The 26,914-nt window shown below is 37.5% G+C and carries 27 protein-coding genes; 24 read left to right on the top strand and 3 right to left on the bottom strand.

Annotated elements, in window-relative coordinates; genetic code table 11:
* Positions 1–248: 248 nt before the first annotated feature.
* Positions 249–548: a hypothetical protein gene (locus Q1W14_RS01215; protein ID WP_300698442.1), complete on the bottom strand. Its 300-nt coding sequence runs from the start codon at positions 546–548 to the stop codon at positions 249–251.
* A gap of 502 nt (positions 549–1,050) precedes the next feature.
* Here Q1W14_RS01215 and Q1W14_RS01210 point away from each other — a divergent pair.
* The 24 genes from Q1W14_RS01210 (at position 1,051) to Q1W14_RS01100 (ending at position 24,592) form a co-directional block, all read left to right on the top strand.
* Positions 1,051–2,394, top strand: coding sequence for an MATE family efflux transporter (locus Q1W14_RS01210; protein ID WP_300698439.1), 1,344 nt, complete (start codon positions 1,051–1,053; stop codon positions 2,392–2,394).
* A gap of 142 nt (positions 2,395–2,536) precedes the next feature.
* Entirely contained in the window at positions 2,537–3,475 is a 939-nt protein-coding gene (locus Q1W14_RS01205) for a hemolysin activation protein (protein ID WP_300698438.1), read from the top strand.
* 1 nt (position 3,476) lies between these two features.
* Positions 3,477–4,694 (top strand): Coenzyme F420 hydrogenase/dehydrogenase, beta subunit C-terminal domain, encoded by a 1,218-nt coding sequence (locus tag Q1W14_RS01200; RefSeq protein WP_300698436.1) that lies wholly within the window; start codon positions 3,477–3,479, stop codon positions 4,692–4,694.
* Positions 4,691–5,821 carry a polysaccharide pyruvyl transferase family protein gene (locus tag Q1W14_RS01195; protein ID WP_300698435.1) on the top strand — a complete coding sequence of 377 codons (1,131 nt, stop codon included), beginning with the start codon at positions 4,691–4,693 and terminating at the stop codon, positions 5,819–5,821. The genes Q1W14_RS01200 and Q1W14_RS01195 overlap by 4 nt, the downstream gene beginning before the upstream one ends.
* Before the next feature lie 6 nt (positions 5,822–5,827).
* Entirely contained in the window at positions 5,828–6,973 is a 1,146-nt protein-coding gene (locus Q1W14_RS01190; RefSeq protein WP_300698433.1) for an EpsG family protein, read from the top strand.
* Positions 6,974–6,987: 14 nt separating this feature from the next.
* Positions 6,988–8,250, top strand: coding sequence for a glycosyltransferase (locus tag Q1W14_RS01185; protein ID WP_300698432.1), 1,263 nt, complete (start codon positions 6,988–6,990; stop codon positions 8,248–8,250).
* Entirely contained in the window at positions 8,240–8,860 is a 621-nt protein-coding gene (locus Q1W14_RS01180; protein WP_300698430.1) for a DapH/DapD/GlmU-related protein, read from the top strand. Before Q1W14_RS01185 ends, Q1W14_RS01180 begins: the two co-directional genes overlap by 11 nt.
* Positions 8,861–8,895: 35 nt before the next feature.
* On the top strand, positions 8,896–10,062 hold the full coding sequence (locus tag Q1W14_RS01175) for a glycosyltransferase (protein ID WP_300698428.1): 1,167 nt from the start codon (positions 8,896–8,898) through the stop codon (positions 10,060–10,062).
* Positions 10,063–10,121: 59 nt separating this feature from the next.
* Positions 10,122–10,832 carry a hypothetical protein gene (locus Q1W14_RS01170; protein ID WP_300698426.1) on the top strand — a complete coding sequence of 237 codons (711 nt, stop codon included), beginning with the start codon at positions 10,122–10,124 and terminating at the stop codon, positions 10,830–10,832.
* Between the two features lie 3 nt (positions 10,833–10,835).
* Positions 10,836–11,837 carry an acyltransferase gene (locus Q1W14_RS22010; RefSeq protein WP_366945713.1) on the top strand — a complete coding sequence of 334 codons (1,002 nt, stop codon included), beginning with the start codon at positions 10,836–10,838 and terminating at the stop codon, positions 11,835–11,837.
* A gap of 19 nt (positions 11,838–11,856) precedes the next feature.
* The gene (locus Q1W14_RS01165; RefSeq protein WP_300698424.1) at positions 11,857–13,008 is read left to right on the top strand and encodes a glycosyltransferase; all 1,152 of its coding nucleotides are present in this window, start codon (positions 11,857–11,859) and stop codon (positions 13,006–13,008) included.
* Positions 13,005–13,631, top strand: a complete 627-nt coding sequence (locus Q1W14_RS01160; RefSeq protein ID WP_300698422.1) for a thymidylate kinase — start codon at positions 13,005–13,007, stop codon at positions 13,629–13,631. The genes Q1W14_RS01165 and Q1W14_RS01160 overlap by 4 nt, the downstream gene beginning before the upstream one ends.
* A 5-nt stretch (positions 13,632–13,636) precedes the next feature.
* Positions 13,637–14,746: a glycosyltransferase family 4 protein gene (locus Q1W14_RS01155; protein WP_300698420.1), complete on the top strand. Its 1,110-nt coding sequence runs from the start codon at positions 13,637–13,639 to the stop codon at positions 14,744–14,746.
* Between the two features lie 4 nt (positions 14,747–14,750).
* The gene (locus tag Q1W14_RS01150) at positions 14,751–15,212 is read left to right on the top strand and encodes an oligosaccharide biosynthesis protein Alg14 (protein ID WP_300698418.1); all 462 of its coding nucleotides are present in this window, start codon (positions 14,751–14,753) and stop codon (positions 15,210–15,212) included.
* A complete protein-coding gene (locus tag Q1W14_RS01145; RefSeq protein WP_300698417.1) occupies positions 15,209–15,694 on the top strand; it encodes a glycosyltransferase in 486 nt (161 codons plus the stop codon). Before Q1W14_RS01150 ends, Q1W14_RS01145 begins: the two co-directional genes overlap by 4 nt.
* A complete protein-coding gene (locus Q1W14_RS01140; RefSeq protein WP_300698415.1) occupies positions 15,691–16,494 on the top strand; it encodes a glycosyltransferase family 2 protein in 804 nt (267 codons plus the stop codon). Before Q1W14_RS01145 ends, Q1W14_RS01140 begins: the two co-directional genes overlap by 4 nt.
* A 266-nt stretch (positions 16,495–16,760) precedes the next feature.
* On the top strand, positions 16,761–17,390 hold the full coding sequence (locus tag Q1W14_RS01135; RefSeq protein WP_300698413.1) for a YjbH domain-containing protein: 630 nt from the start codon (positions 16,761–16,763) through the stop codon (positions 17,388–17,390).
* Between the two features lie 26 nt (positions 17,391–17,416).
* On the top strand, positions 17,417–18,676 hold the full coding sequence (locus Q1W14_RS01130; protein WP_300698452.1) for a YjbH domain-containing protein: 1,260 nt from the start codon (positions 17,417–17,419) through the stop codon (positions 18,674–18,676).
* 46 nt (positions 18,677–18,722) lie between these two features.
* Positions 18,723–20,027 (top strand): carboxypeptidase-like regulatory domain-containing protein, encoded by a 1,305-nt coding sequence (locus tag Q1W14_RS01125; RefSeq protein ID WP_300698412.1) that lies wholly within the window; start codon positions 18,723–18,725, stop codon positions 20,025–20,027.
* Between the two features lie 34 nt (positions 20,028–20,061).
* Positions 20,062–21,144 carry a GDP-mannose 4,6-dehydratase gene (gene gmd / locus Q1W14_RS01120; RefSeq protein ID WP_300698410.1) on the top strand — a complete coding sequence of 361 codons (1,083 nt, stop codon included), beginning with the start codon at positions 20,062–20,064 and terminating at the stop codon, positions 21,142–21,144.
* 48 nt (positions 21,145–21,192) lie between these two features.
* Positions 21,193–21,726, top strand: a complete 534-nt coding sequence (gene gldL / locus Q1W14_RS01115; protein WP_300698408.1) for a gliding motility protein GldL — start codon at positions 21,193–21,195, stop codon at positions 21,724–21,726.
* A gap of 9 nt (positions 21,727–21,735) precedes the next feature.
* The gene (locus Q1W14_RS01110; RefSeq protein ID WP_300698406.1) at positions 21,736–23,055 is read left to right on the top strand and encodes a GldM family protein; all 1,320 of its coding nucleotides are present in this window, start codon (positions 21,736–21,738) and stop codon (positions 23,053–23,055) included.
* Between the two features lie 15 nt (positions 23,056–23,070).
* Positions 23,071–24,153: a hypothetical protein gene (locus tag Q1W14_RS01105; RefSeq protein WP_300698404.1), complete on the top strand. Its 1,083-nt coding sequence runs from the start codon at positions 23,071–23,073 to the stop codon at positions 24,151–24,153.
* Between the two features lie 13 nt (positions 24,154–24,166).
* Positions 24,167–24,592 (top strand): BT0820 family HAD-type phosphatase, encoded by a 426-nt coding sequence (locus Q1W14_RS01100; RefSeq protein ID WP_300698402.1) that lies wholly within the window; start codon positions 24,167–24,169, stop codon positions 24,590–24,592.
* A 9-nt stretch (positions 24,593–24,601) separates the two neighbouring features.
* On the opposite strand, the gene Q1W14_RS01095 is transcribed toward Q1W14_RS01100, so the two are convergent.
* Together Q1W14_RS01095 and Q1W14_RS01090 are read right to left on the bottom strand one after the other, a co-directional pair.
* Positions 24,602–25,372, bottom strand: coding sequence for a creatininase family protein (locus Q1W14_RS01095; RefSeq protein ID WP_300698400.1), 771 nt, complete (start codon positions 25,370–25,372; stop codon positions 24,602–24,604).
* A gap of 66 nt (positions 25,373–25,438) precedes the next feature.
* On the bottom strand, positions 25,439–26,317 hold the full coding sequence (locus Q1W14_RS01090) for a helix-turn-helix domain-containing protein (RefSeq protein WP_300698397.1): 879 nt from the start codon (positions 26,315–26,317) through the stop codon (positions 25,439–25,441).
* Between the last annotated feature and the right edge of the window lie 597 nt (positions 26,318–26,914).

The following is a 26,914-nucleotide window of genomic DNA, read 5'->3' as shown; positions in this document are numbered from 1 at the left end:
GACGGTTTAGGGTTCTTGTCGTACATATCATTAAAACGTGATATTTCAACAAATTTGTCATTACTATTCATTTCTATATTTCTTTAATTATTAATATACATAGGTATTTTGAAACGTTTCTGGGCACAAAGATATACATATATTTCCGAACAACAGCCATACAATTCTCGGTAGGTAAAAAGACAAAAAGTGCCGTTCAGCATAGTTGAGCGGTCACTTTTGTCGTCCATACTCCCCGGAAAAATGGCTTAACTTCCAAGCACTTTTTTCCGTTTTCTCTTAATCTCCTCGCACTTCTCCCTTTCCTCCTCTTCTTCGAGTGCTTTTTTCTTTTCCTTCTCCTCTTCTTTCCTATCTTGCACCTCCGGGTTGATGCGGTTTATCAATGTAGAAATATGCGCCAAGTGCTTAGCTTCTTCGTACGACACCCTCGGGCAATCCTCATACAATTTGTCCAAGCAGTACCTAAATATCTGTATCAAAGCCAGCCTCATATTTCTCACATGCTTCGTAAAGATGGATAAAGCAAATTTTGTCTCGTCGCCCATCGTAACCGAAATACTCATTTTTTTTCCATAATATATAAAATTAATTTGTTTATAATTCGGCAAAATTAATTATCCTAAATTATTTAAATTGAAATATTAGGTATTTTGACACATAGTCGCTATATTTGCACTCAATTTTACAAGCAAATGCGTGGTTTTCGTCTTTTCAACTCTAGGCAGGGTTGGGAGGGGCGAGGGCGTAGCGCGGGGATAGGGTTACTACACTTCTACCTTTATACTTCATGACATCATACTAAACGTCAATTCTAATAACTGAAGAACTTTTTTCCAGCAATCAAGTTTGCCTCTAACTATGCCTACAATAGCAGACAACAAACGTATAGTAAAAAACACAGCTATACTGTATATAAAATTAGTATTATCCATACTTATTGGACTATACACGTCCAGAGTCATATTACAGGCATTAGGAGCTAGTGATTACGGTCTTTATACTATTGTAGGTGGCATAGTGTCTATGATGAATTTTCTCGGTACGACCATGGCTTCAGTCACCTATCGTTACATTGTCGTAGAATTTGGAAAAGGAGAGCACGGAAACCCTCGGAAAGTCTTCAACACCGTAATGCTCATACATGTAACCTTAGTTCTTTTACTTATATTAATAGGAGAAACTTTGGGAATATATTATATTAAAAACATCGCTAATTTTAATATCGAAAAAATAGAGGATGCAATCTTTATACTCCATATGAGTTTATTGGCCACATCTCTAAATATTCTTAGTATTCCTTATAACGGTCTAATTATTGCAAGAGAAAAATTTGTATTTACAGCTATAGTCGAGATTGGACGATCAATCCTTAAATTAGTTCTCGTTATAGGATTGACCTATTTTTTAGGCAATAGATTAAAAGCATTCTCTTCGATTATTACATTATACTCAGCCATATTACCTATCTGTCTATTTATATATTGTAGAATTAAAGATAAAGAGATTATCAAATGGCAATTAAATAAGAATTGTTCTGATTATAGTGGTATTCTAGAGTTCGCTTTTTGGATTATGATTGGTGCCTTAGCTTCTATTGGCCAGAACCAAGGTTCCAATATGATTATTAATTTGTTCTTCAGCACAGTCGTAAACGCAGCATTTGGGATAGCATTCCAAATAAACGGATATGTGATGATGTTTGTGCAAAGTCTCAACCAAGCAACAGTTCCACAAATTATGAAAAATCAAAGTGGTGATAATCCAGCCCGCTCTCTCTCATTAGTATATTATATTTCAAAATACGCATTCTTCATAATGCTTTTACCTACCCTTCCACTAATTCTCAATATGGATTTCGTTCTTAAGATATGGCTAAAGGATGTACCTCCATATACAAATAATTTCGCCATATTGCTTCTTGTTTGCGGATTAATTAGAAGCATAGGAGCTGGCTTTGATGCTTCCATCCAAGCAACAGGTAAAATACGTGCCAATCAGATATTTTATAGTTTAGCTTACTTGAGTGTATTGCCTGCCACTTTTATATTATATTCTCTGGGGGCACCAATATATACAGTTATTTTGTGTTTAATAATTTCAGCAATATCCATATTAATTTTTCAAATTAATTATCTTGTACGAATTACAAATTTTACAGTAAAGGAGTATTTACATCATACCGCATGGCCTTGTCTTACAGTTCTAGTTGCTGCACTTCCGTTAGTTGTAATCCGCCAATTATGGGCCGAAACATTATTTGGTTTTTTCACCTTTTCCATAACAGCAATCATTTGGATCCTAATAGATATCTATATATTTGGATTAGTTAAAACGGAACAGAAAAAAGTAATTCATTTATCGAAAAAATTAGCAAACAAATTCACTAATTAAGTATTACAACAAATCATGATAGTAAGAATTACATTTCAATACATGATTCAACCTATATAGAACAGAAAATAAGCAACTCTTTCTAACAGATTCATTATACTATTTAGCAGCTGGATTTTATTAATTCAAATCAATAGAACTTATGCATAAATCAAATATCGATATCGCAGTATTGCTCATTTTTTTTGCACGTCCTGAGCAAACATTACGTGTATTCGAACAAATTAAGATTGCTCGTCCATCCCAACTATTTCTCTATCAAGATGGCGCTCGCGAAGGTCACTCAAGTGATGTCGAGGGAATTGATGCTTGTCGTAAAATCGTTGAGGACATTGACTGGGAGTGCGTAATTCACCGTTGGTATCAAGAAAAAAATGTTGGTTGCGATCCTTCTGAATATTATGCTCAGAAGTGGATGTTTCAGTATGTGAATAAAGGTATAATTCTCGAAGATGATGATGTTCCTTCACAAAGCTTTTTCCCCTTTTGCAAGGAATTACTTGATAAATACGAAAATGACCTTCGCATCTGTATGATTTCTGGTTATAACATTATGGATACTGTAAACGTCGAAGCCGATTATTGGTTCAGTAGTCGGGGGCCTATTTGGGGATGGGCAACATGGAAACGTACCATAGATTCATGGGATTCAACTTTATCGTGGATGGATGATAATGAAACTGTTGCCAAATTACGTGCAAACGGAACTCTCACAAACTCAGCTTGGAATACTTACATACGTCATCGTGCTTCAGGGCGTGAACATTATGAAGATTTTATTTCAAGTACAAGAATGATTAATGGACAACTTTCAATTATCCCTTCAAAAAATTTGATTAATAATATTGGTGTGGCAGTAAACTCGACACATACAGCAGCAGATATGAATCAAATGAGTAAACGCCAGAAGAGTTTATATGAAAAGAAAGTTTTTGATTACAAATTTCCTCTTAAACATCCCAAATACATTTTTGATGATAAAGCATTAACAGCTAAACTTATGAGTTGGTTACAATCATCTTTTCTAGAAAGAATCTCGAATAAATTAAGAAAGGGGTTCAAAACATTCAAATTAAAATAAAGTGGCAAAGAGCATTTTACAAGAAATTTGTCCCAAAATTAAATGTACAGGCTGTCAGGCTTGTCGCTTAGGATGTATTAAGAACGCAATAAGCATGGAAGAAGATGAGCATGGACATATATATCCAACTATTAACCAGCAACTATGCATAAATTGTGGAAAATGTCGACGCATCTGCCCTTCTATTCATGAAATTCAAAGGAACGAAATAAAAGATGTATATGCAGGTTGGATAAAAGAAAAAAATGCTAGGAAGAAAAGCACCAGTGGGGGTGTTGCCCATCTTTTATCAGAATACGTTATCAAAAATGGAGGTTATGTATGTGGTGCCATTTGGCAAACACCAGGCGTGATTCATAAAATAGTTTCAACTATAGAGGAACTGGCAGTTTTCCAAGGAAGTAAATACGCTCACAGCGATGTAAAAGAGACATATAAAGAAGTTAAAATCTTGCTTATAGATAGTCAACTTGTTCTATTTACCGGTACCCCATGCCAAATTGCAGGTCTTAAAGCATTTCTAGGCAAAGATTATGCAAATCTTTTAACTCTAGACATAATCTGTCATGGTGTACCATCTCGAAAAATTCTTCGTGACAGAATTGGCTTTATGCAAAAACAAAAAGGTAAACAGATAATAAATGTACGTTTTCGAGACAAACAACCAGATCAATTACATACATGCATGAAATATATCTACAGTGATGGAACATCTGATTCTGTATCAGTATATGTTGATCCCTACTTCTGTTGTTTTGTTGACAACTATAGCTTACGGGAGAATTGTTATCATTGCCAATATGCAGGCAGTAATCGTGTAGGTGATTTTTCTCTCGCTGACTATTGGGGATATACACCGTATAGTTTTAAGTTTAAAGATTACGGTGCCGGTGTATCCGCTATTATTGTAAACACAGATAAAGCACAACGAATAATCGATCTTTTGAAACCGAATCTTTTACTTGATAAACGTGATTACACAGATGCCAGTAAAGCAAATCGTAATATGAAATTACCACAATCCAAACCCCATGATGGCAACCTTTTTTGGTTTGACTATATTGCAGGAGAAACAGTTGAAAATCTTGCATCTAAATATTATAGACCTAAAAAAAACATTGATTCGGGACTTAAAGAACAAATCAGAATTTTAACACTAATGATATTACCCAGACATCTGATTCAGTTAATAAAGAAAATAAAAACAGTAATGCGATGAATAAGCAAACGCGTAAAATAATTCATATATTATTTAGTTGGGCATATATGCCAATTCGACGACTAAAATGGAAATATGAATATAATAGGAATGTAAAACATGAAACTCAAAAATTACTACCATTTTTACGTGCCGACTCTTTAGACAAAAAGCGTGTTTACTATTTGGGAATTACAGCACATTCTAATCTTGGAGATATGGCCCAATACTATTGTATTTGTCGCTGGATTGGCCAAAATTACCCTAATCATGAATTGATAAAAATAGAATCAGACATAGTTGTTGATAATCGTTTTGGATTTATGGAAGCTTTTAAAAATGCTTTCAGAATAAACGAAGACATTATAATCTTCCAAAGTGGCTATACAACCCAAGATTTAGGAGGAAACCATGAATATATGCACCGCCTAATCATTGAGAATCTACCAAATGCTCATATTCTTATGATGCCACAAACTATTTTTTTTAAAAAAAAGATTAATAAACAGCGTACGGCAAAAATATATAATACAGCCAAAAAAATGCTTTTTCTAGCCCGTGACTTTACTTCTTTCGAAATAGCCAAACAAATGTTTCCAGACATATCAGTTGAAGCATATCCAGACATAGTAACTTCACTTATCGGCACACTTCATTTTAAGCACCAACGCAAAGGTGTATGCTTATGCGTTCGCAATGATGGTGAAAAGTTTTATTCTGACAATGATTTGTCAAAATTGAAATCCAACTTGGAAAAAGTTGGTGCAGAGGTAACAATTACAGATACAACTATAAAAACTTCTTATTTAAAAATACGTAAAAACATACAGCATTTTATTGAAGAAGCAATAGAAAAGTTTTCTTATTATGATGTCACAATTACCGATCGTTACCATGGTACTATTTTTTCTCTTGTAGCAGGAACACCCGTCATTATAATCAAAAGCAATGACCATAAAGTTGTAACAGGTGCAGATTGGTTTAAAGGCGTTTATGATGATTATGTATTTGTTGCAAAAGACCTAGATGATGCCATCACAATATATAGTAGAATTAAACAAAAATCTCTAAATTGCACACTACAATCTTATTTCGCAGATCAATACTACAATAAATTAGAAAGCAAATTCAAAAATATTATTAAATAATTTTCAATGTTTTATCTAATTTTATTCTTTGCCATATTGGTATTGTATCTCTCTTTTCCGCAACAAAAAGAAAAAGCTTTAATCTTTTCTATGATACTCCTGTTTATACCTTGGGGATTGCAGTTTGAAATGGTGCAAGATTGGACCGCAAATTACAGCAGATGGCATATCGTAAATAATCTAAACCAAACAGCACAATATGGCAACCGCGAAATAGAAGTTGGTTATGTATGGCTGCTAAGATTTGCAAAACCACTTGGATTCTTTGGGTATTTAATGGCATGCGCAATAATTGAACTTTGTATAATAGGAATATTCATAAAAAGATATGTAAGACCTCAGTTTTATTGGTTGGCAATCATGGTTCTTATGCTGAATCCCAATTATGGAATGCTAATTATCAATTCAAATAGACAATCTGTTACATTGACATTGACACTTATTGCTGTTTTTATTATTTTCGAAAGCAAAAGAATTTCGTTTTTAAAAAATATCCCCCAGTATGTAATATATATATTAACAACCATATTGATTGGCATCAGCACTCAAATTCACAGCGGTTCATACTCAGCTTTTGTACTTCTAGCTATTTTCATCTTGGCTAGATACTACAAAGGAGAAAAATTATTATGGATGTTCATTGTTTGCAATCTTTTATATTTTGGTCGCTATTTTATTGATTCATCCCATTGGCAAACATTGGTGTCCTCTCAATGGACATTTTTAGGAGTAGAAGGTTTTGATTCATATATTGAAGAACTAGATAATTCCATCCGTAAATATTCTATTGTAGAACAATTTATTTGGATATTTTTCATGAATTCCGCCATCTATTTCTACAAAAAGATGGATTTACCTCAAAGATTTTTTATGCTTTGTTTAATAATTGGCTTTTTAGGTGATGGGTATCTGATTCGTACCATTGCACGCATATTGATATATTTCAACATTTTTACAATCTTTGCAATTCCCGAAATTATAAGACAATGGTCACGTGTAAAAAATCAAAGAATAAAGGAATCTAGTAAATTCATTTTTATCGTCTCAATTGCATATCTATTCTTCATGTTTTACAAAAGCCAAACAAAAGGAGTATACTATGAACGCTGGGCTGATTTTCAGACTGTTTTTTCTGCTCCTTTATGGTTATAACTATATTATCAAATATGAAAATACTTTGGATTACAAATACTTTATTACCACCTTTGGCTGAAATTTGTGGAAAGAATATTATTGGCTCAGGTGGTTGGATGTATGCTTCTTTACAAGCACTACAGCAGCAAGATCCTACATTACAGTTTGCTGTAGCTACCATGGGAGGCAAAGGAATAAATTTGAAAGAAGAAATTAATGGTATAACATATTACCTGCTCCCATTTGAAATAAATCCTAAAACATATAACTCGTCAATGGAAGTCGCATGGCGTAAGGTTCGTGACGACTTCCAGCCTAATGTTATTCATATTCATGGAAGCGAATACATACAAGGACTTGCATATATCCGTGGATGTAGTAACAAACATGTGGTACTTTCTATTCAAGGCATAATCAGTGTGATTCAGCGCTATATCACTGGGGGGCTCACTCCGCATGATGCTTGGGATAATCTAACTTTAAAAGAGTTTTTCAAAGCAGAACTTCGAAGAATGCCAGAACATAACCAAAAGCGAACTAACATAGAAATAGCTTACTTCAAAGAAATACAACATGTTATAGGACGTACATCTTGGGATAAATGCCACACTCTTTCCGTAAATCCAAAGTTAAATTATCACTTCTGTAATGAGACCTTAAGAGATGCATTTGAGGGGCATAAATGGTCTCCTTATTCTTGTGAGCGACATAGCATTTTCATCAGCCAAGGTATGTCACCATTAAAAGGTATGCACAAGATTATAGAAGCCCTCCCATTTATTCTTCGTTATTATCCTAATGCACAGGTTTATGTAGCCGGCAAGAATATCACTTCAGTTACCTCACTTAAAGAACTATTCAAGCTATCAGCATATGCCAATTATCTACGTCATTTGATCCGAAAATTTGACGTTTCAAAACATATTCATTTTTGTGGTATACTCACTGCTGAACAGATGGCTCAACGTTATTTGAACAGTAACGTATTTGTTTGCCCTTCATCTATTGAAAATTCTCCTAACTCATTGGGTGAAGCCCAATTGCTAGGAGTGCCATGTGTATCTTCTTTTGTGGGAGGTGTTCCTGATTTTGTAGAGGATGGTAAAACTGGACTTCTATACCGATTTGAGGAGACTGAAATGATGGCTGATTGTATATGTCGAATATTTGCAAACGACCAGTTCGCAATACAACTTTCCAATGAAGAGCAAAAAGTGGCTTCTGTTAGGCATAATAAAAAAAACAATGCTTTAGAAACAATCAAAATATATAGTGAGATTGCGAATGAAAAATAAACATCTTAATTTTTTGTGTCATGATTTCCGAGGTGAAATTTGGTTTATTTGTGCCAAGATATTCAAAATACAACACACTGCAATAACAACAATGTTAACTAAAGTATTACTTACAATTGGAGGAACAAAGTATGGCAAAAATCTCAGTTGTCGCGGTATTTTACAAGTATCACGTGCGCAGTGTAGCACAATAGTGATTGGCAATAACTGTAAATTCAATTCATCTTCACTTTATAACCAAAGAGGTATTGATCACCGATGTATAATATCTACAGGAAAAGAAAAGGCTCGCATCATCATCGGTGATCGATGCGGTTTTTCTGGAGTAAGTGTGGTTGCGGACAAAGAGGTTATAATAGGAAATGATGTAACAATTGGAATAGGTGTACGCATAGGTGATCGAGATGACCATGAAGAGCTTTATGAGACAAATGCCAAACCTGTTCACATAGGAAACCACGTTTGGTTAGGAATGAATGTCACTGTAATGAAAGGCGTTACCATTGGAGACAATAGCATTGTAGGAGCTGGCGCCATTGTAACAAAAGACATTCCTTCTGGCGTTGTAGCGGCAGGCATACCAGCTAAAGTAATTAAAATTTTGAACTAATTCCGATACATAACTCTCTATTGAGTTATAACCATATGAACGAAATCACATTAAATATAGTATATGTGGGTAACCATAACTTCCCATTTGGCAATGCCACAACCAAGCGTATCAGGTATCAAATTGATTATCTGAACGCTCAGCATATATCCTGCCACAAGCTAATTTCAGGAATACGAGCTACAGGAGAACAGAAAGACAAACAATTACCATTTGGGATATATGGATTTTGCGACTATGTAGATATTACACCTATTGCTGAGCAAAAAGGGCTTCGTGCCTTTTGGAAGATAGGTAAAGACCAATTAAAAAAATGGTATGATCCTAATGCTAAAAATGTTATGATAATGGGCATTCTTTTAAAACCGGCAGAATATCCATTTTACCGCTATGCACGGAAATTAGGTTATAAAATTGTATTTGACCAAACAGAAACTAGCTTATTTCACAGTAGTCACAATATGCCATTTCGTCACAGAATGAACATATACATTAGCGAATGGCTTTCGAAACGTGCTTACGCTCAGACTTCATCATTTGTCATATCTAAAAATCTGTGGCATGAAAATAAGGAACGATGCCCCTACATTAAACTATGTCTGTTACCAAATTCAACACCTATCATCTGCGAAAAACCGAAATTAACATTGAATTATCCACTGAAAGTTCTTTATTCTGGAACTTACGGCGAGAAAGAGGGTGTTTCATATCTTATTAATGGGATTATTCAAGCCAGAGAATCCGGATGTCCTTGCGAACTTTATCTTCTAGGTAAAGGCTCACAAAGAGATATGGAAATTTTAAAAATGGCAGACAGTAAACCATATATTCATTATCTTGGTTTTGTTAGTGATGAGGAATTATTACGCTTAATGAAAGAAAGTGATGTACTTTGTATGGTACGCACAAACACCCGTTTTGCAAATTATGGATTTCCATTCAAGTTGTCCGAGTATTTGGCCACAGGAAATATTGTATTAGCCACTAATGTAGGCGATGTTTGTGACTATATAGAGAACCAAAAAAACGCATACATTATAAAACCAGAAAGCAGCCAAGCCATAGCTAATGCTTTATTACACATACAACAAAATCAGTCCGAAGCGATACAAATAGCAGCAGGTGGTTTAGAAATAATGAAAAAGTATTTCAGTATAGAAAAAGTAGGAAAGCAATTTGTTGATTTTTTGAAATTGATTTGAGTAATGCTATTTTCAATTAAACATATCAATGTTCAGACAATCTTAAATATTATTAAGTTATGAACCAATATATTACTGTATTATTCTCCAAACACAAGAAAAAATTACCTAAAAAATTTCAAGGTACAATATTAGACGAATGGATTCGCTACGGTTTCCTGACAATTCTTTCAGCATGGTTTTTTCAAGGAATGTTATACGCTAATTGGCGTGAAAATGTTATTAAAATAAGCTTGGATATAATTATTACAATACTATTATCACTAATAATACCATGGTGGATGAGTTTATTTATTGCTCATACTCTAAATTATATGTTCAATGCCCAAGCAAAAGCTGTCTATAATCATATGGGAGCTGGTAATAAGCCTGCAATCGACTTCTATAATAACACCCTAGCCATGAGAAATAGATTGGAGAAAACAGATTGTTTAATGTCAGCAATAGCCTATGGTTCGCTTTCTCGAGGTTGTTACAAACCGACTTCAGACATTGATGTACGTTTCATACCTAAGCCAGGCGAATGGAATTATTGGAAAGCTTGTTTTTGGACATTAAAGGAACGTTGCATTAGTTTTTTATCAGGATACCCATTAGATAGTTATGTGTTTACACTAGAGCACACCCAAAAAGTCATGCGCAGTGACGAACTACCTATCCTAATATTAGAGCGTGATGATACAATCAAGAAATTATATCCAAAACGAATAGAATGGAAAGAATGGTGTAATGTGTTTAAGAGAGAGCAAAAATTGACATCCATGAAATGAATTATGCAACAAAGATTTGAATTCATTGATTTAGCTAAAGGAATTGGAATGATGATGGTCATATATTTACATGTGACAATCAATTATCCTAGCAAAATAAATATATACGCAGGCTCCCACTGGGATATATTTGTACATTCTATGTTCATGCCTATATTTTTCATTCTATCTGGAATGTTTTTTTCAACAAAAACACCATTCAAAGAATGGATAGTAAAAAAGATAAAGAGACTTCTAGTTCCTTTTGCCATATTTTACACATTGACCTATCTATTAAATATAATACTGGTAACATTTCTAAATGTAAACTTAAAGAGTGGTTTCAGCTACTGGGATATATTTGCCGTATTTCATAAGGATGTTTATCCCAACTCTGCTTTATGGTTTCTATTAGCATTATTTTGGTGTTCATTATACTTATATACTATAATAAAAATTACACAGATATTTTGGTTACAGGTGTTATTCGTTGCTATCTGCTTTAGTATAGGTATAATGTTAGATAAGACGGCAACAGATATACCACTATACATAGATACAGCTTTTACATCTGTACCTTTCCTGTATATAGGTTATTGGACTAGAAAAAAGGATTTACTCAATTGGTTGCAATCCCAAAACAAAATTGTACATATATGCTATACGTTCAGCATAGCTGTAATCTGTTTTTTTATAGATTGGCAGATTGGAGAAGGGGTTAGTATGGTTAATAACAGCAACGGTAATCCTTTATATTTTTTGATTGGGGGAGTAGCTGGTTCTTTATCAATTATAAGTTCCAGTTTCCTAATTGGCAAGTTGCCAATAATAAGTTATATTGGTAGATATTCGATGTTTGTACTCTGTACCCACATGTTCTTAACCAACTTATTTACAAAAGTTCTATTGAAATTTGATGTTTCATTTTTCATAAGTTCTATGCTTGCTACTTTTTTGGTTTGCCTTTGCTATTTCATAATCATACCTTCTGCAAAACGCATCTATTTTATAAATAAATTATTATAACAAGGCATAAACACACCAAATGAAAGTAGCATTTACAACCGTTGACCTCTATCCTGGCCGTGAGTTTCTGATGCCTTGGCGTACTGTTATTGAGGTATGCAAAGTGATGAATCTGGAAGGATATAACGTCCAAGTGGTAACCGTACCAGTATCATGCAATAATAATGACTATGAGTTTCATGGGATGAAAATCGTATCTGCCCCTCGTGATTTCAATCGGTTTTGCAGATTTATAGAGAATGAGCAATTTGATGTATTGATTTATCCAATACCATGGCGGGAAGCTTTGAAAGACATCGCCGCTTTTGGCAGATTAAAATGTAAAAGAATCGCTTACATTCCGGGAGGAGTGTATTCCATGGGTAACAATCTCGCTCTTTGGAAATGGGGAGGATTTGCAGCAGCAAAACCTTACATTATCGACACTCTGACATCTTACAGTAGATATGTAAACAAATTGAAGAAACTAGGCTTTTCTTCAATCGTGAGCTTAAGTCCATATACGGCTGATGCAGTATGTAGTGCAGGGTTCAAAAATGCCCTCTGCATCTTGCCCGGCAAAGATAATTTTGAATTACTGGAAGATGAACCGGAAGTTCTAAAACGCATAGGTCTGAAATCTAACGAAAAGTATCTACTTTTTACAGGAGCTCCGGCAACTACACGGGGCAGTCAAGTACTAATGAACGTCTGCAAGCGGTTAGCCCAACGGAAAGAAAACATCAAAGTTCTCTTCTTGATGCGGAAGGATACGGGTTCTGACTTCACATTATTTGAATCGACCTATAATGCTTTGCCAAGTAAAGCTAACGTTTTAGTTGCAACAGAACAGGTTAATAGAAATGAACTGAAAACACTGATGAAACATGCCCGTGGCGTGATTCTGCCTTTTCTGGTTATACCGTCAGAAATTCCTATTACTTACTTTGAAGTACTCTCTTTAGGCACCCCAATCATTACTTTCAAAAATAATGGCACTACCGAATATCTGAAAGATGCATTACTCACCTGCAAGTCGGGCGATACTGCCGGTTTAGCCGAGAATATGAAGCGCCTGTGGGAAGACGATGATTTACATACAGAGCTCTCACAGAAAGCGCTTGATATCATGGCAAGTCACCCTACATGGAATCAGATATCAAGCCAGTGGATCAATCTTATCAAAGAATGAAAAAGTATATTATAATATCGGGCATTGATGGCAGTGGTAAGACAACCGTCATCAACGAACTGACCAAAGCGCTGGAAGCTGAGGGAAAAACGACCGAATACATTTGGATGCGTTTCAATCACTACAGTGTGAAAGCAATGAACATGTTAGCTCGCATGATGGGTTTAAGCGTAAAAGTTCATAATGCTTTTGGTGATGTGTGGGAGCATCGTCTTTATAAAAACCGTACCTTTTGCAAACTCTATGTCTGGTGCTCGTACATAGATAATAAGCTTGCCCGCAGCAAAGCATTGAAGCTGGACGCAGACTATATTATTTGTGATCGCTGGATGAATGATACACTCATTGATTTAGGTGCCGAATGTCGCATTAGCAATATATTAGACGGTAAATGGTACTATCGATTTCAAAACATTCTACCTGAGAATAGTATACAGTTTGTTGTGATACGCAATAAAAAGAATATATTGGATTGTCGGATAGAAAATATAACTAACCCTGACTTCCCATACCGTTATGCTCTCTATGAGAAATTACTAGAAAAGCCAGAAATAAATACGGTAAATAACAGTGGTAATATCAATGAAAGTGTGCAACAAATAATAAATATCATCAAGAAGTAAAAATTATGGCATATATTATATCAAAGTCATTATCCCAACATGTACTAATGGTAGGCAGTGTTTTTAAGACAACTATTCCTGGTGGAGGTGGTATTCAGTCTGTGATAGCTTCTTATAATGAATACATTAAAAACATGCGCCATTTAGCAACATGGAAACCAACAAATAAGTTGAATAAGGCTTGGTTCTTCTTTTACCACTATTTATGGTTGTGGTTTTTATTAAGCTTTGATAGAAGAATAAAAATCGTACATATTCATTCTGCGGATGGCCCTTCTTTAAGAAGAAAATTGATGATAGCTAATGTAGCGAAACTAATGGGTAAAAAAGTAATCATGCACATGCACTCAGCCAATTTGAAAGACATTTATGCAGAAGGAGATGACAATACGAAGAGAAAAATACGTGAAGGTCTCCAAATGGTTGATATAGTAATTGTACTGTCTGAATCTTGGAAAGATTTCTTTATTAGTATCGGCATTGATAAAAATAAAATCATTGGACTCAACAATATTATCACCCCACCAACAGAGAATGTTTTGGCAAAAAAAATGTCTGTATTGGGCAACCGTTTACCTATTAAGATACTATTCCTTGGATGGTTGGGCAAGCGCAAAGGTATTTGGGATTTATTGGAGGTGATTATAGCCCATCAAGATGAGTTGTACGGCAAACTCATTCTAAAATTTGGAGGTAATGATTTTGAGGAGGAAATCAGATCATTGATAAACCGAGAAGGAATAGGTAACATTGCACAGTTTGAAGGATATGTGACAGGAAATAATAAAAAATCATTATTGGAGTGGAGCGACATATATATACTCCCATCATACAATGAAGGATTGCCAATATCCATACTTGAAGCTCTGAGTTATGGTATGCCTATCATATCAACAACAGTTGGCGGTATACCCGAAGTAGTAAAAGATAAAAAAAATGGATTGCTTATAACTGCCGGTGACAAAAAGCAAATCTGGCAATCCTTGAAATTCTTTATAGAAAATCGGGACAAAATCATCCCTTATGGCAAGGAGAGCCTTAAAATTGTAAAACTATATACGCCTAATTATGTAATTCATGATTTAAAGGTAATATATGAAAAACTTTTAAAATAGCACCATGACTAAGATACCTAAATTTTGTCTGACATCGTCTGCCGGTGGTCATTTACACGAACTATTATTAGCCATCAGAAACATAGATACCACCAATAGTTATTGGGTAATGTATAATTCTCCCCATGTACGTAAGTTCTGTAGTGACAAGAAGCACTACTTTGTGATGAATACCTCACCAACAAACAAACTCACATGGCTAGTGAATGCAGTGAAGTCACTGCTTATCTTATTGCGTGAACGTCCGGATGTTATTATATCTACAGGTGCAGGTGTCAGCTTTCCAACCATGTGGCTAGGTAAGAAGCTTTTGGGAGTCAAAGTTATTTATATTGCATCGGCAGCAGATGTCACTCAACCTGCCCGAACTCCCTATCGTGCTTATGGCATTGCTGATCTTTTTCTTGTGCAGTGGCCAGAGATGCTCCATTTATTTCCAAAAGCTAAACTAATCGGTGTTTTATGAAAATACTTTGCTCACTAGGGACACATACACAAGATTTCTCTCGTCTGGCGCAGGCAGTGGATGAGTTGGCCGGCAAGACTGATTATGAATTCTCTGTACAAACAGGTGCTACCAAATACAACTTCAAACATATACAAAACCATTTCGACTATTGCTCCAAAGATAAAATGAATCAGTTGATGAATGAAGCTGATATCCTCATCTTACAAGGCGGTTGGGGAGGTATTGAAGAGGCGATAGATAAAGGTAAACGTTGTGTCTTAGTCCCTCGGATAGAAGGTTCGGAACATATCCACAATCAGGAACAACTCGTCCTCAAACTGGATGAAATGGGATGTGTGATCGGTTGCTTCAATGAGAAGCAATTAGGCGAATGCGTCCAACATGCCTTACAAATGAATGTTCAACCTTTGGAAAAAGGTGATGCTACAGAATGTATTTACAATGCGCTGAACGAATGGTTTGGCTTTAAGAAATTATGAATAACATAAAAGTTTCAGTCATCACAGTGGGAATGAACCACTTGAAGTACATTAAAAACCTATACAGAACCCTCTTGGTGGAACAAAGACCATTAGTCTATTTTGAAGCTATTTACGTTGATAATTGTTCGACAGACGGTAGTCAGCAATGGTTACGTATGACATTTCCAGAGGTAAAAATTATTCAAAATGAACATGTTTATGGTTTCGGTGAAAACAATAATATTGGAGTCAAAGCATCGTGTGGCGAATATATAGCCATCATCAATCCAGACATTGAGATTCTTGATCATGCAATCGATCGTCTTATAAGTTATGCTGACCAAAATAAAGGACGATTTGGAATAATAGCACCCAAATTACTAAATCCTGATGATGAACATACCGTACAATACAGCGTCAGACATTTCATCACATTAGGTATGTTCGTAAACCGTTTTTTTAGTAGAGGTAATGACAATTCTGATAATACCAAAGTGTGTAAATACCTTTGTAAGAATTTGGATACAACAAAAGTTCAGCAGGTCAACTGGGCTATGGGTGCAGCACTTTTTCTAACCAGAAATTTCTACAATCAACTAGATGGATTTGATCAGGATTACTTTCTCTATATGGAAGATGAAGACATCTGTTTGCGTTCATGGAAGGTTGGTAAACCTGTTATTTATCATGGTGAAATAGCTGTCATTCATAATCATCTGCGCGGAAGTTCTAAGGTTGGAAAAAAAATGTTGAGACACTTTCAGAGTTTATTTACATTCTTCCGTAAGCATGGACTAAATGTAAAAAGTTATGTTTAAATTAGTACCTTAAAAATATATTTTTCAGAAAGCTCTTGTTTATTATACACATTATCTTTACATTTACCGCAAATTTCATACATACTACAATTGCTTGTTCCAAACACCTATCCTTGTGACAAGCAATAGCGGAGCGTACTCTGCGGAAATGAACTACTTCTTTATACATCTTTAAGTTGAAAATAACTTCGCTTCTTGGCTATAGAATAATAGCTATATGCCTTTGCTTACTATTGGAGGGTACACAACTACGCGCCCAATATTCAATGGGAAATACTGGGTTACTAAATATTCCTACAGCAGACATGCAAGAAACCGGAACTTTTATGGGTGGCGGGAATTATCTTCCTAATGGCATGACACCATTTAATTTCAATACAGGAAATTACTTCGCAAATGTAACTTTTCTATCTATCCTGGAATTGAGTTACCGATGTACATTGCTAAAAAGAACCCGGTATGACGGGAAGCAAGGTTACTTTCAGCAAGACCGGTCTATGTCGGCCCGAATGCGTCCTTTGAAAGAAGGGAAATATCTTCCAGCATTAGTAGTTGGCACTAATGATCCTTTTAAGGACACAGGTATCAATTACTTTGCCACCGTATACGGTGTGCTGACCAAAAGCTTTTCCATTATTCAAGGTGATCGTTTGGCAGTATCGGCCGGATATTATATTCCACTGAATAATCATAGTGTGCAAAAAGGACCATTCGGAGGGATCAGCTACTCCCCTGCTTCGTGCAGGGAAGTAGCTTTCATGGTAGAATATGATTCGGATGGAATTAATGTAGGAGCCGCCGCAAGAATATGGAAGCATCTCTCTATACATGTGTTTACACGGGAGTTCAACTGTATTTCTGGAGGAATACGATACGAATGCAGACTATTACACTGAGAATAATGACTAGTGATTCAAGCAGAATGAAGTTCTATTCATATTTCAAGATTACGTCTTATTTACGGTATATATCATTTGCGGTATGTTGCTGTGTTCTATCAACCATTCACGCACAAATAACAGAAGAGTTGAAATCCATCGGTATGGAAAATATCCGATGTGCACAAAGTCCCGGCATGACCACTGTAAGTTTTGAAAATAATGTATACAGAAGTTCCTACAATGGCGTAGGAAAAGCAATAGATGCCTGTTTAAAAAGCAAAATACAAGGTAATCTGCAACTGGTAGTATTAGTGAACCAAATCCCCAGATTATGTATCAGCCTGCCGGATACGCTGCTTCAAGCCTATCAGCAAAAAAAGATCACCTTGAAACAACTCTATCAACGAATGGGAATCAGTGTAGATACCGACCAAGCTATGGATGCATTAAAGAATACTGATAAAGAAGTAGCATCTTCTGCTTGGAAGATTGACTTAGTAGTATATCCTGATCTGTTTTTGGAAAATAATACATTTGATGAGCTATATACATACGCTATTAATCTGAATCCTGCCGTAGAAATGGAATTATGGAAGGGAGGCAGAGTGACCGCACAAGTCATTTTACCTATCGCCACCAATCTGAATGGAGAGATGAAACGAATAAGGCCCAGTGTGATTGCTTTATCCCAAGATATAAGGCTCAGGCATAATATCTTCGGGAAACTGACTATAGGAAACTTCACCAACAACCGCATTGGTGCACAATTGGAAATGAAATACCGCAATAACAACGGACGATTGGAATTCGGTACCTTGGTAGGTTCTACAGGATTTTCAGCAGTAACATCGAATGAAGGATGGTATATCGGTAGAAGACAACGCATCAACGCTTCTATTTCAGCATCGGTCTACGAACCTAACACCAACTTGCAATTCGACCTGAAAGCAAGCCGGTATATATATGGAGATTATGGGCTGAGAGGTGATTGTACAAGGCATTTCGGTGAATATGCCATAGGTTTATATGGAATCTATACAGATGGAGAGATTAATGGAGGCTTCCACTTCGCCATCCCTCTGCCAGGGAAGAAATGGAGTCGAAAAGGATTTATCCGGATAAAACCTGCCGACTACTTTGCATGGGCATACAGTATGGTGGCGGATGGCAAGTATATCGATGAACAAATGGGTAAAAGCTACAACGTCAGTCCAAATGAGAACCGCAGCAGCAATTTCTATCAACCGGACTATATCCGCTATTTCCTTATCAAGGAAACAGAAAAGAATACTCGAAATTAAAATAAATACATAGTAAGCATATCAGTATTATTAAATGACAAAGTTTATGAGAAAGAGAAGTTTGTTTTTGGAAGGTTTATTATTAATAACTATGACCTTTGGTATATCCGGTTGTGCCATTGGCGGAGATGATAAAGAAAACGAAATCGTAGAAGATCCGCTGAAAAACCAATCAGAATACTACATTGTGGGTACTGTGAAAAGTTCCACCGGAATGATCTCCAACGCTACGGTGACAATATCCGACGATATTAAAACAACCACCAATTCAAGTGGCGTATATTCATTAGCAGTATCCGAAGCGAAAACATATAAACTGACAATTACTGCAGACGGTTATGAAACTTTTGAAACTACAGCCAGTCTTGCATCCGGTATCGCTAAACGCAGTCTGACAACAAACCATGTCAAGTTAGCTAAAGCTTTGGCTTTCGGTCCGTTGTATAAAGCTAACGGAGCTACTATTGAAGTACCAAAACTGGAAAGCCTTTCTCAAGAGATAGCCGGTATTATAGGTATTCCGATTGATGGAGCAGATGATAATACGAAAATCGCAGCTGTAGCCTTTGAAGAAGCTCGTGTAGCCAACCCGGCAATTTCTACTCAACCTCAGCAGACGCAAGCTTCCAATAACAACATTGCGATTAAAGCAAGTCCTAGCGACGCCAAAGCTACTAAAGATATCAAGATATCGATACCAAATCCAAGTGCTCAAGCTAATCAGGGATATTTCAACATCAACAACATGACTGTTGAATCCAAGAACTTACCCGTAACCAAAGCCGCCTCTCCTAACGTAAACTTTGAGAATAACCATTATATCATCACCATTCCCAAAGGTGAAATGATTGCCGGAAAATATTTCCTTAGAGTGAAGTTTACCAAACAAGCTGAAAACATTGTAGCAGATGGTTACAACTCTGTAAATGGCAAAAATGGAGTCCTGAAAATAGAAAACAGCGACTATAGCGCCCAAACAAACATCCCAGTGAAACTCAAAATAAAAAGCGGATGGGATTATATAACCACTCCGGACAAAGCCCTAAAAGATGCAGGCGCATCCGATGCTTTAGCAACGGAAATCGGTAAATATATCGAGGATGAAGAAGGTGGAAAGAGTGGCTCATACGAAATTGAGAAAAATCTGACCACAAGCATCAGCGGAAACCACGTGTTATACTATGGAAGCAAATGCATGAGCCGAGTGAAAACATATACTTTCAAAGTAATGGTGAACGGACAAAACAAAGATATCGCAATAAAACTGAAAAGTTATGAAGGTCATAAAGAAGAATATACCAATGGTCCTATCAGTCAACATTCAGGTGGAGGTACAGGTACTCAGAAGTAATTTTTAATTAATCGAACAAACATACATACAAATTATGAAGAAAATAGCATTGATCTCAGGTATAACAGGTCAAGACGGTTCATTCTTAGCAGAATTCCTTATTGAGAAGGGGTATGAAGTACATGGCATTCTACGCCGTTCCTCCTCTTTCAATACGGCACGAATAGAGCATTTGTATCTGGACGAATGGGTACGCGATATGAAGAAAAGCCGTCTGGTAAATCTGCATTATGGAGATATGACGGATAGTAGTTCGCTTATCCGCATCATCCAGCAAGTGCAACCGGACGAGATATATAACCTTGCCGCACAGAGCCATGTCAAAGTAAGCTTCGATGTACCTGAGTACACTGCCGAAGCAGATGCCGTAGGTACACTGCGCATGCTCGAAGCAGTAAGAATCTTAGGACTCGAAAAGAAAACACGGATATATCAGGCCTCGACTTCTGAACTTTATGGTAAAGTACAGGAAGTTCCGCAAAAAGAAACAACTCCTTTCTATCCACGTAGTCCGTATGGCGTAGCAAAACAATACGGCTTCTGGATTACTAAAAACTATCGCGAAAGCTATGATATGTTTGCTGTAAACGGCATCCTCTTCAACCACGAAAGTGAGCGACGGGGAGAGACATTCGTTACCCGGAAGATTACCCTTGCCGTTGCACGCATCGCCCAAGGTTTTCAGGATAAATTGTATCTCGGCAATTTAGATTCGCTGCGCGACTGGGGATATGCAAAAGATTATGTAGAATGCATGTGGTTGATTCTGCAACACGATACGCCTGAAGACTTTGTAATTGCCACAGGTGAAATGCATACGGTACGCGAGTTTGCCACACTGGCATTCAAGGAGGCAGGAATTGATTTGCGTTGGGAAGGAGAAGGAGTTGATGAAAAAGGCATCGATATGAAAACAGACCAAGTTCTTGTTGAAGTCGATCCCAAATACTTCCGTCCATGCGAAGTTGAACAGTTATTGGGCGACCCCACCAAAGCAAGAACCCTGCTGGGATGGAATCCTACTAAAACAAGTTTTCCTGAATTAGTAAAAATCATGGTAGCGCACGACATGAGATTCGCCAAGAAGCTCTACATGAAAGCGCAAATGGGAGAATAAATAAAATAGAGACTACAAGAAGTTAACCCTTTAAAACATCAACAGATCATGACATTACAAAGTTTCTTATCAAGCCGTACCGGCAAACGCTTCTACAACTTTTGTTATTGCTGGGGAGCATGCCTCGTTATTCTGGGTGCCGTATCAAAAATAGCATACCTACCATACAGCAACGTTTTTTTAATGGTCGGCCTCATCACAGAAGTATTAATATTCTTCATCTCTGGTTTCGACGAACCTTCTAGAGAGTATAAATGGGAAAGAGTATTCCCTATACTGAACAGCAAAACTGCTAATACAGACCCTAAAGTAGCCGCCACTAACATAAATCTTTCAGGCTTTAACCCTGTTGCGAGTGAAACAAGCAAAATGGAATTAGCTAAATTGGAAGATAATATAAAGAAACTCAGCGAGGCCTATGAAGTTCAACTGAAACAAGCCAACAAACAAATAGAATTGCTGAATAACATGCAGCAAGCAGATTTACAACAGGGTATTCAGCAAATGGCTGCATACATCGAATTGCTCAACAAGCAATACAAACAAATGTTGGATGCACTCAACGTAAAAACCGAAAAGTAAACTACAACTATGCCAAAGTATGTAATGCCGCCAAGGCAGAAAATGATCAATCTGATTTATATCGTTCTGATTGCCATGCTAGGTATCAACGTTTCTCAAGACGCACTGGAAGGGTACGACTTATTCAGTAAAGATTTCCAGCCTCAAATTGCCTTTTTACAAACATACAATGTAAATCTGGGAGCAAATATTGCAAAGGATAAACCGGAACTGGAAACCATTACCCAACAAGTGAGAGAGAAAACTGAAACCATACAGCAGGAATTGAACCAACTGAAAGTAAAAATAGCTCAGACCGCAGACCGGAGCAACTACCAAAACGGTAAGTTACTGAACCGGGATAATATGGACGCCACCCCGAATGTCATGCTAAACTTCGGGCAAGCAAAAATACTCCGGACTAATATAGAGACTTACAAAAAGCAGATGAATCTATTTGTAGGTAATGGAGAGCAGCTGAATTTGTTGGGTAGCTATCTTGATACCAATCCCCAAAGAGGCAATTCATCTTGGGAGAACGAAACCTTCGCACATCTTACTGCCAATGCAGGAATCGCTATCCTCAACAAACTGGAAGAAGAAGCCTTGACTTATGAAAAGGAAGTCTTGCAAGCTCTGATCAATCAAAAAGATGAACTTCCTGAATCGCAGCCCGAAATTCCTCTTATTGATGAAAATCAAATCTACATTAATGGCGCCCCCGTAGATGTATTAGCCAATGGAACTATCCACACCCCGCTGGTGCAAGTCAGTTCGGAATCAGCATCCATCTTGTATAAAGGATATGAAAACAGGCTGAATCTTGTCAGTATCGGTGTTGCCGGACATGATTTGAAGCTATCCATGAAAGGAGGTCAAATCATAGAACGGAACGGACAATATTGGGCAATACCCGATAAGACTGCTCAAAGTGCCGGTATCACTGCCAGCAAAGGTAATGAAGTATTGGCACGCTATGACTATTTAGTAAAAGAGTTGCCTGATCCGATGCCCTATGTAGTTTACAATGAACAAGGAAAGCAACAGTTATACAAAGGCAATGTACCTTTGAGCAAGAGTAAAGTGCAAGCTATGACCGAACTTGTTGCCTCAGCTTCGGAAGGTCCTCAGATAGCCTATCGCATCCAGTCCTTCGAAACCGTCTTCATCAAATCGGGAAGTGACAAAGTGATTACTTTGAAGAACCAGGGGAACAAATTCTCTGAAGAACAACGAAGATTAATCAATCAGCTACAACCCGGAGATAAATTCTACATCACCTCGATCACGGTGTCGGGAGGAGCAAAGAATAACGAGCAGATAGCTTCCATCAATATAGTGTTGATCTAACAAAAAGATAAAACAATGAAACAAACTTTGAAATATATTGTGCTTGCCATGGTACTTCTGTACACCGGCAATCTCGTTGCACAGGAAGAAAACAGCAGAAAGCTTTATGAGAAATACAATTGGTTTGTCTCCGGAACCTTGAACGGTGAATGGCTATTTAAGACTACCGGCAACATGTATTTGGGTGGCAAAATAGGTGGAGGTATTCACCTGGACCGCTTCTCGGCCATACGGTTAAACTTTCTTGCGGGAAAGAATCGTATAGATAGTCAGGAGGCGGAACAATATGGTGTAGGGCTGGATTATATGGTAACACTGGTTGGCAACAACGGATTCCGTCCTTTCAATCTGGCAGCCATCATAGGAGCCAACTTCAACTTTCTGAATACCGACCAACTGGGAATAAAGTATAAGGATATCAGTGCCATTGGCGGTACATTCGCTATCCAGGCATCCTACAATATCAACCGGAAACTCAGTTTCTTTATCGAACCGTCGCTATCTATTCTTCCTAAATATTATAGCGACAAGAATAAAGACAACATGTATTTACAGACCAACCTTGCTCTCGGTATCTCTTACAGTTTTAAAGATAAATACAAAGTTCAGCAGTCACAGAGAAAAGCAAATGCCAATGCTATCAGTAGTGAAGATGCGGAAGAAATAAAGAATAAGATCAACCTGATGCTGAAAGAGATTGAGATATTAAAGGAAGAATACCAGACGAAGCAGAAAGTAAAGCAGGAAAAGAACCTGATTATCGAACCCAAGCAGAAAGAGACGGTATCCATCGACGTCTATTTCGATGAATTTAGCTCTTTTATCAGCCAGGAACAAACCGGTAAGATCGAGAGCATCGGAGAGTGGATGAAGGAAAATCCCGCCTCCATCAAGATTGTTGCTTTCAGCAATGACCTGAAAGACAAGGATGCGGAAGAGAACCTGCGCAGCAAACGTACCGAAGCTATCAAAAGCCTATTAATAACCAAATACCATATCGCTCCCGAAAGAATAAATTCTGCTACTCCCGAATCAATGGGCTATGAGAACAAAACCGGCAGCAATGCCATGATTATTTATATACCCGACCACCAATAGCCCTTTCTTCTTTATGACCATAGCCATTGACTTCGACGGAACTATTGTAACTCACCGCTATCCACAGATCGGAGAAGAAATTCCTTTTGCTACCGAAGCTCTGAAATTACTTATAAAACAGCAACACCGGCTCATTCTTTGGACTGTACGCGAAGGAGATCTGCTTAAAGAAGCTGTAGATTGGTGCAAAGAAAGAGGAGTAGAGTTTTATGCCGTCAATCGGGATTATCCGGAAGAAGCAACTACGCACACCGGATTTTCCCGCAAAATAAAAGCCGATATCTTTATAGATGACCGCAATCTGGGCGGACTGCCCGACTGGGGAACTATCTGCCAAATGATCCAGGAGAAACTGACTTATGAAGACTTGTACCAAGAAAGTCAAGAGCCCCCTCAAGCCAAAAGAAAAAGTCTATGGAACTACTTTAGAAACCTATGATATTCTAAATTAGTTTTTAGGATATAGATCATTCTGCCCCACTTCGGCAAAGAGCTTTGCCAGCTTTTCAATGACCGGTTTCACATACCGTGCACCCTTTTCAGCAGAAGCCTTCTTGGGGTTCCCTACCCCACTGTCTACAGTTGCTTTGTCCCAATGGCGAGGAGCCCAGGCCACTTTTTCATTCAAAGAAGGAATAGCAAAAGGGTTGGATTCACCGTCGCCAGCCTCAGCTAGATTGACCAGTTCAGGATGATAATGCATCATCACAGAAGTTTCCGATTCACCTGCATGATCATCTATTTCAGCTTCAAAGTACCCCTTAGGAGAAACGATGCTGAACCAATCAGTAGCAAGAATCAGAAAATCGGGATATGTAAACGCCAAATCACGAATCATGCCTTTGAAGTTATTACCTCCATGACCACTAATGATAATCAGCTTCCTGATACCTTGCGCATACAGCGAAGCCACAATATCTTCCAAGATAGCCTGCTGAGTAGCATAGCGGGTATGAATACAAAACGGAAGTTCGCGTTGTCCCGGATTATGTGCACCAAATGGCACGGGCGGCATCACCATACAACGAACACCGGAGTTTCGCCATGCCCATTCGGCAGCATCCACCGCAATATCATGTGGCAAAATACAATCAGTAAGATAAGGTAAATGCAAGTTATGGGGCTCTGTAGCCCCCCAAGGCAGGATGACAATGTCATACTTTACATCTTTCACCTTTCCATAGCAGGAAACGGTTAGATCAATTTCTCTTTTTTCCATGATAGTTTATTTTTGGGGGTATGAATCTGTACCTGCAAAAATAAACATTATTCTGACACATTCGCCTTATTGTTTGCGATATTCTTTAGGTGATAAACCCGTATGGTGCTTGAAGTATTTGCCAAAGAAAGACTGATTGGCAAAATGCAATTCGTCGGCTATTTCCTGAATGCTCAATTCAGAAGATTTCAAAAGCGCTTTTGCTTCCAGAACAACTAAATCATCGATCCATTCCCCGGCCGTCTTGCCACTAACCTCTTTCACTACAGTAGATAAGTGCTTGGCAGTAAGAAACATCTTATCAGCATAATAAGAGACACTACGCTCTTCTTTATAAGACTCGGAAATGTAACGAAGAAAGCGTTCGAACAAATCTTCTTTACGACTTTTAGGAACACGTTCCTGAACATTAAATCTCTGATATATATTAAATATCTCATAAAACAATGCTATCAACAGTCCTTGTGTAATTTCAGTACGGAAAGTATTATCTTTCAGCTTCACCTTGCTCCAAAGAAAAGAATGGTATTCTTTAAAAGACTGCAAATCTTCAGATGTAAGACGCACGCAAGGACACTCTTTTATCATAAAGAATAATGGAAACAGTTGTTGCATCGTCGGAAGTACTCCGTCCACAAACCCTTTGGAAATAGCAATAAAGAGTCCTGAGAAATCTTCCGAACAATCTTCATGCTGAATAATCTGGTCGGGAAGCACAATGCCCATCATGCCTTCGAACAATTCGTACTTCTGCAAATTAATACTCATCTTACACCACCCTTTCACACAAACCATGAAACATGCAGCATTCAAACGAGTGGGATAATGAGACGAAGGCATATCTCTAACATCATCAAAAATAGCAAAATCATTGCCGATGAAATCAATCATCGGTAAATGTTGCATCAAAGATATGTCTACATTACGTATATTCCTATTTTCCATTGTTATCGCATTTCGATCACAAAAGTAAGACTATTTAACCTGATATTGTTCTTATCATGTACTTTTCTTTTGCCTTGGTGCCAAATGGTGTACTTTTCTTTTGTCTTGATGCAAAAGAAAAGATACCAAAAGAAAAAATCAAGGCTGCACTTACGGGGCTACTCCGGCAGTATCCGAAGAGGACGGGGCGAAAACTTGCACTTCGTGCTTCGAACAAACGCCCCTTAAACCTCTTCGGATACTACCTACGCCTTACGCCCCTACAGTGAGGCCGGAAAACCATGCGGCATAAAAGTGAAAATGTGTAGTCTCTACGAACAGTACTATTCAGACCCTCTGAATAATGAAGCACATAATTCGCTCCTCCCATCACCTATCCTCAGCCTCCCACCGCGCAGCTTCGGGCATAGGCGTAGGTGCGTCAGCGCAGTCGCTGTCAGGCGCAGGTAAGGGGCGTTTGTTTGAGCGAAGCGAGTTTTCGCCCCGTCTGCGAATGGCAGTGACGGAGTAACACCGTAGACGAAGCCCTTGATCTTTTCTTTTTGGTATCTTTTACTTTTGCATCAAGGCAAAAGAAAAAGTACTCAATGCATTAAG

The sequence above is a fragment of the Bacteroides sp. genome (assembly GCF_030151085.1).
In the GTDB taxonomy this organism is placed as follows: Bacteria; Bacteroidota; Bacteroidia; order Bacteroidales; family Bacteroidaceae; genus Bacteroides.
This window is presented reverse-complemented; position numbering and strand designations above follow the sequence as displayed.

Excerpts from the sequence above, each read along its gene's own strand:
- Q1W14_RS01095 (WP_300698400.1), bottom strand. The coding sequence starts at position 25,372 with ATGGAAAAAAGAGAAATTGATCTAACCGTTTCCTGCTATGGAAAGGTG.
- gldL (WP_300698408.1), top strand. The coding sequence starts at position 21,193 with ATGACATTACAAAGTTTCTTATCAAGCCGTACCGGCAAACGCTTCTAC.
- gmd (WP_300698410.1), top strand. The coding sequence starts at position 20,062 with ATGAAGAAAATAGCATTGATCTCAGGTATAACAGGTCAAGACGGTTCA.
- Q1W14_RS01135 (WP_300698413.1), top strand. The coding sequence starts at position 16,761 with ATGGGAAATACTGGGTTACTAAATATTCCTACAGCAGACATGCAAGAA.
- Q1W14_RS01180 (WP_300698430.1), top strand. The coding sequence starts at position 8,240 with ATGAAAAATAAACATCTTAATTTTTTGTGTCATGATTTCCGAGGTGAA.
- Q1W14_RS01175 (WP_300698428.1), top strand. The coding sequence starts at position 8,896 with ATGAACGAAATCACATTAAATATAGTATATGTGGGTAACCATAACTTC.
- Q1W14_RS01215 (WP_300698442.1), bottom strand. The coding sequence starts at position 548 with ATGGGCGACGAGACAAAATTTGCTTTATCCATCTTTACGAAGCATGTG.
- Q1W14_RS22010 (WP_366945713.1), top strand. The coding sequence starts at position 10,836 with ATGCAACAAAGATTTGAATTCATTGATTTAGCTAAAGGAATTGGAATG.
- Q1W14_RS01110 (WP_300698406.1), top strand. The coding sequence starts at position 21,736 with ATGCCAAAGTATGTAATGCCGCCAAGGCAGAAAATGATCAATCTGATT.
- Q1W14_RS01145 (WP_300698417.1), top strand. The coding sequence starts at position 15,209 with ATGAAAATACTTTGCTCACTAGGGACACATACACAAGATTTCTCTCGT.
- Q1W14_RS01155 (WP_300698420.1), top strand. The coding sequence starts at position 13,637 with ATGGCATATATTATATCAAAGTCATTATCCCAACATGTACTAATGGTA.
- Q1W14_RS01100 (WP_300698402.1), top strand. The coding sequence starts at position 24,167 with ATGACCATAGCCATTGACTTCGACGGAACTATTGTAACTCACCGCTAT.
- Q1W14_RS01160 (WP_300698422.1), top strand. The coding sequence starts at position 13,005 with ATGAAAAAGTATATTATAATATCGGGCATTGATGGCAGTGGTAAGACA.
- Q1W14_RS01170 (WP_300698426.1), top strand. The coding sequence starts at position 10,122 with ATGAACCAATATATTACTGTATTATTCTCCAAACACAAGAAAAAATTA.
- Q1W14_RS01090 (WP_300698397.1), bottom strand. The coding sequence starts at position 26,317 with ATGGAAAATAGGAATATACGTAATGTAGACATATCTTTGATGCAACAT.
- Q1W14_RS01205 (WP_300698438.1), top strand. The coding sequence starts at position 2,537 with ATGCATAAATCAAATATCGATATCGCAGTATTGCTCATTTTTTTTGCA.
- Q1W14_RS01105 (WP_300698404.1), top strand. The coding sequence starts at position 23,071 with ATGAAACAAACTTTGAAATATATTGTGCTTGCCATGGTACTTCTGTAC.
- Q1W14_RS01195 (WP_300698435.1), top strand. The coding sequence starts at position 4,691 with ATGAATAAGCAAACGCGTAAAATAATTCATATATTATTTAGTTGGGCA.
- Q1W14_RS01150 (WP_300698418.1), top strand. The coding sequence starts at position 14,751 with ATGACTAAGATACCTAAATTTTGTCTGACATCGTCTGCCGGTGGTCAT.
- Q1W14_RS01140 (WP_300698415.1), top strand. The coding sequence starts at position 15,691 with ATGAATAACATAAAAGTTTCAGTCATCACAGTGGGAATGAACCACTTG.
- Q1W14_RS01130 (WP_300698452.1), top strand. The coding sequence starts at position 17,417 with ATGAAGTTCTATTCATATTTCAAGATTACGTCTTATTTACGGTATATA.
- Q1W14_RS01125 (WP_300698412.1), top strand. The coding sequence starts at position 18,723 with ATGAGAAAGAGAAGTTTGTTTTTGGAAGGTTTATTATTAATAACTATG.
- Q1W14_RS01210 (WP_300698439.1), top strand. The coding sequence starts at position 1,051 with ATGGCTTCAGTCACCTATCGTTACATTGTCGTAGAATTTGGAAAAGGA.
- Q1W14_RS01190 (WP_300698433.1), top strand. The coding sequence starts at position 5,828 with ATGTTTTATCTAATTTTATTCTTTGCCATATTGGTATTGTATCTCTCT.
- Q1W14_RS01165 (WP_300698424.1), top strand. The coding sequence starts at position 11,857 with ATGAAAGTAGCATTTACAACCGTTGACCTCTATCCTGGCCGTGAGTTT.
- Q1W14_RS01185 (WP_300698432.1), top strand. The coding sequence starts at position 6,988 with ATGAAAATACTTTGGATTACAAATACTTTATTACCACCTTTGGCTGAA.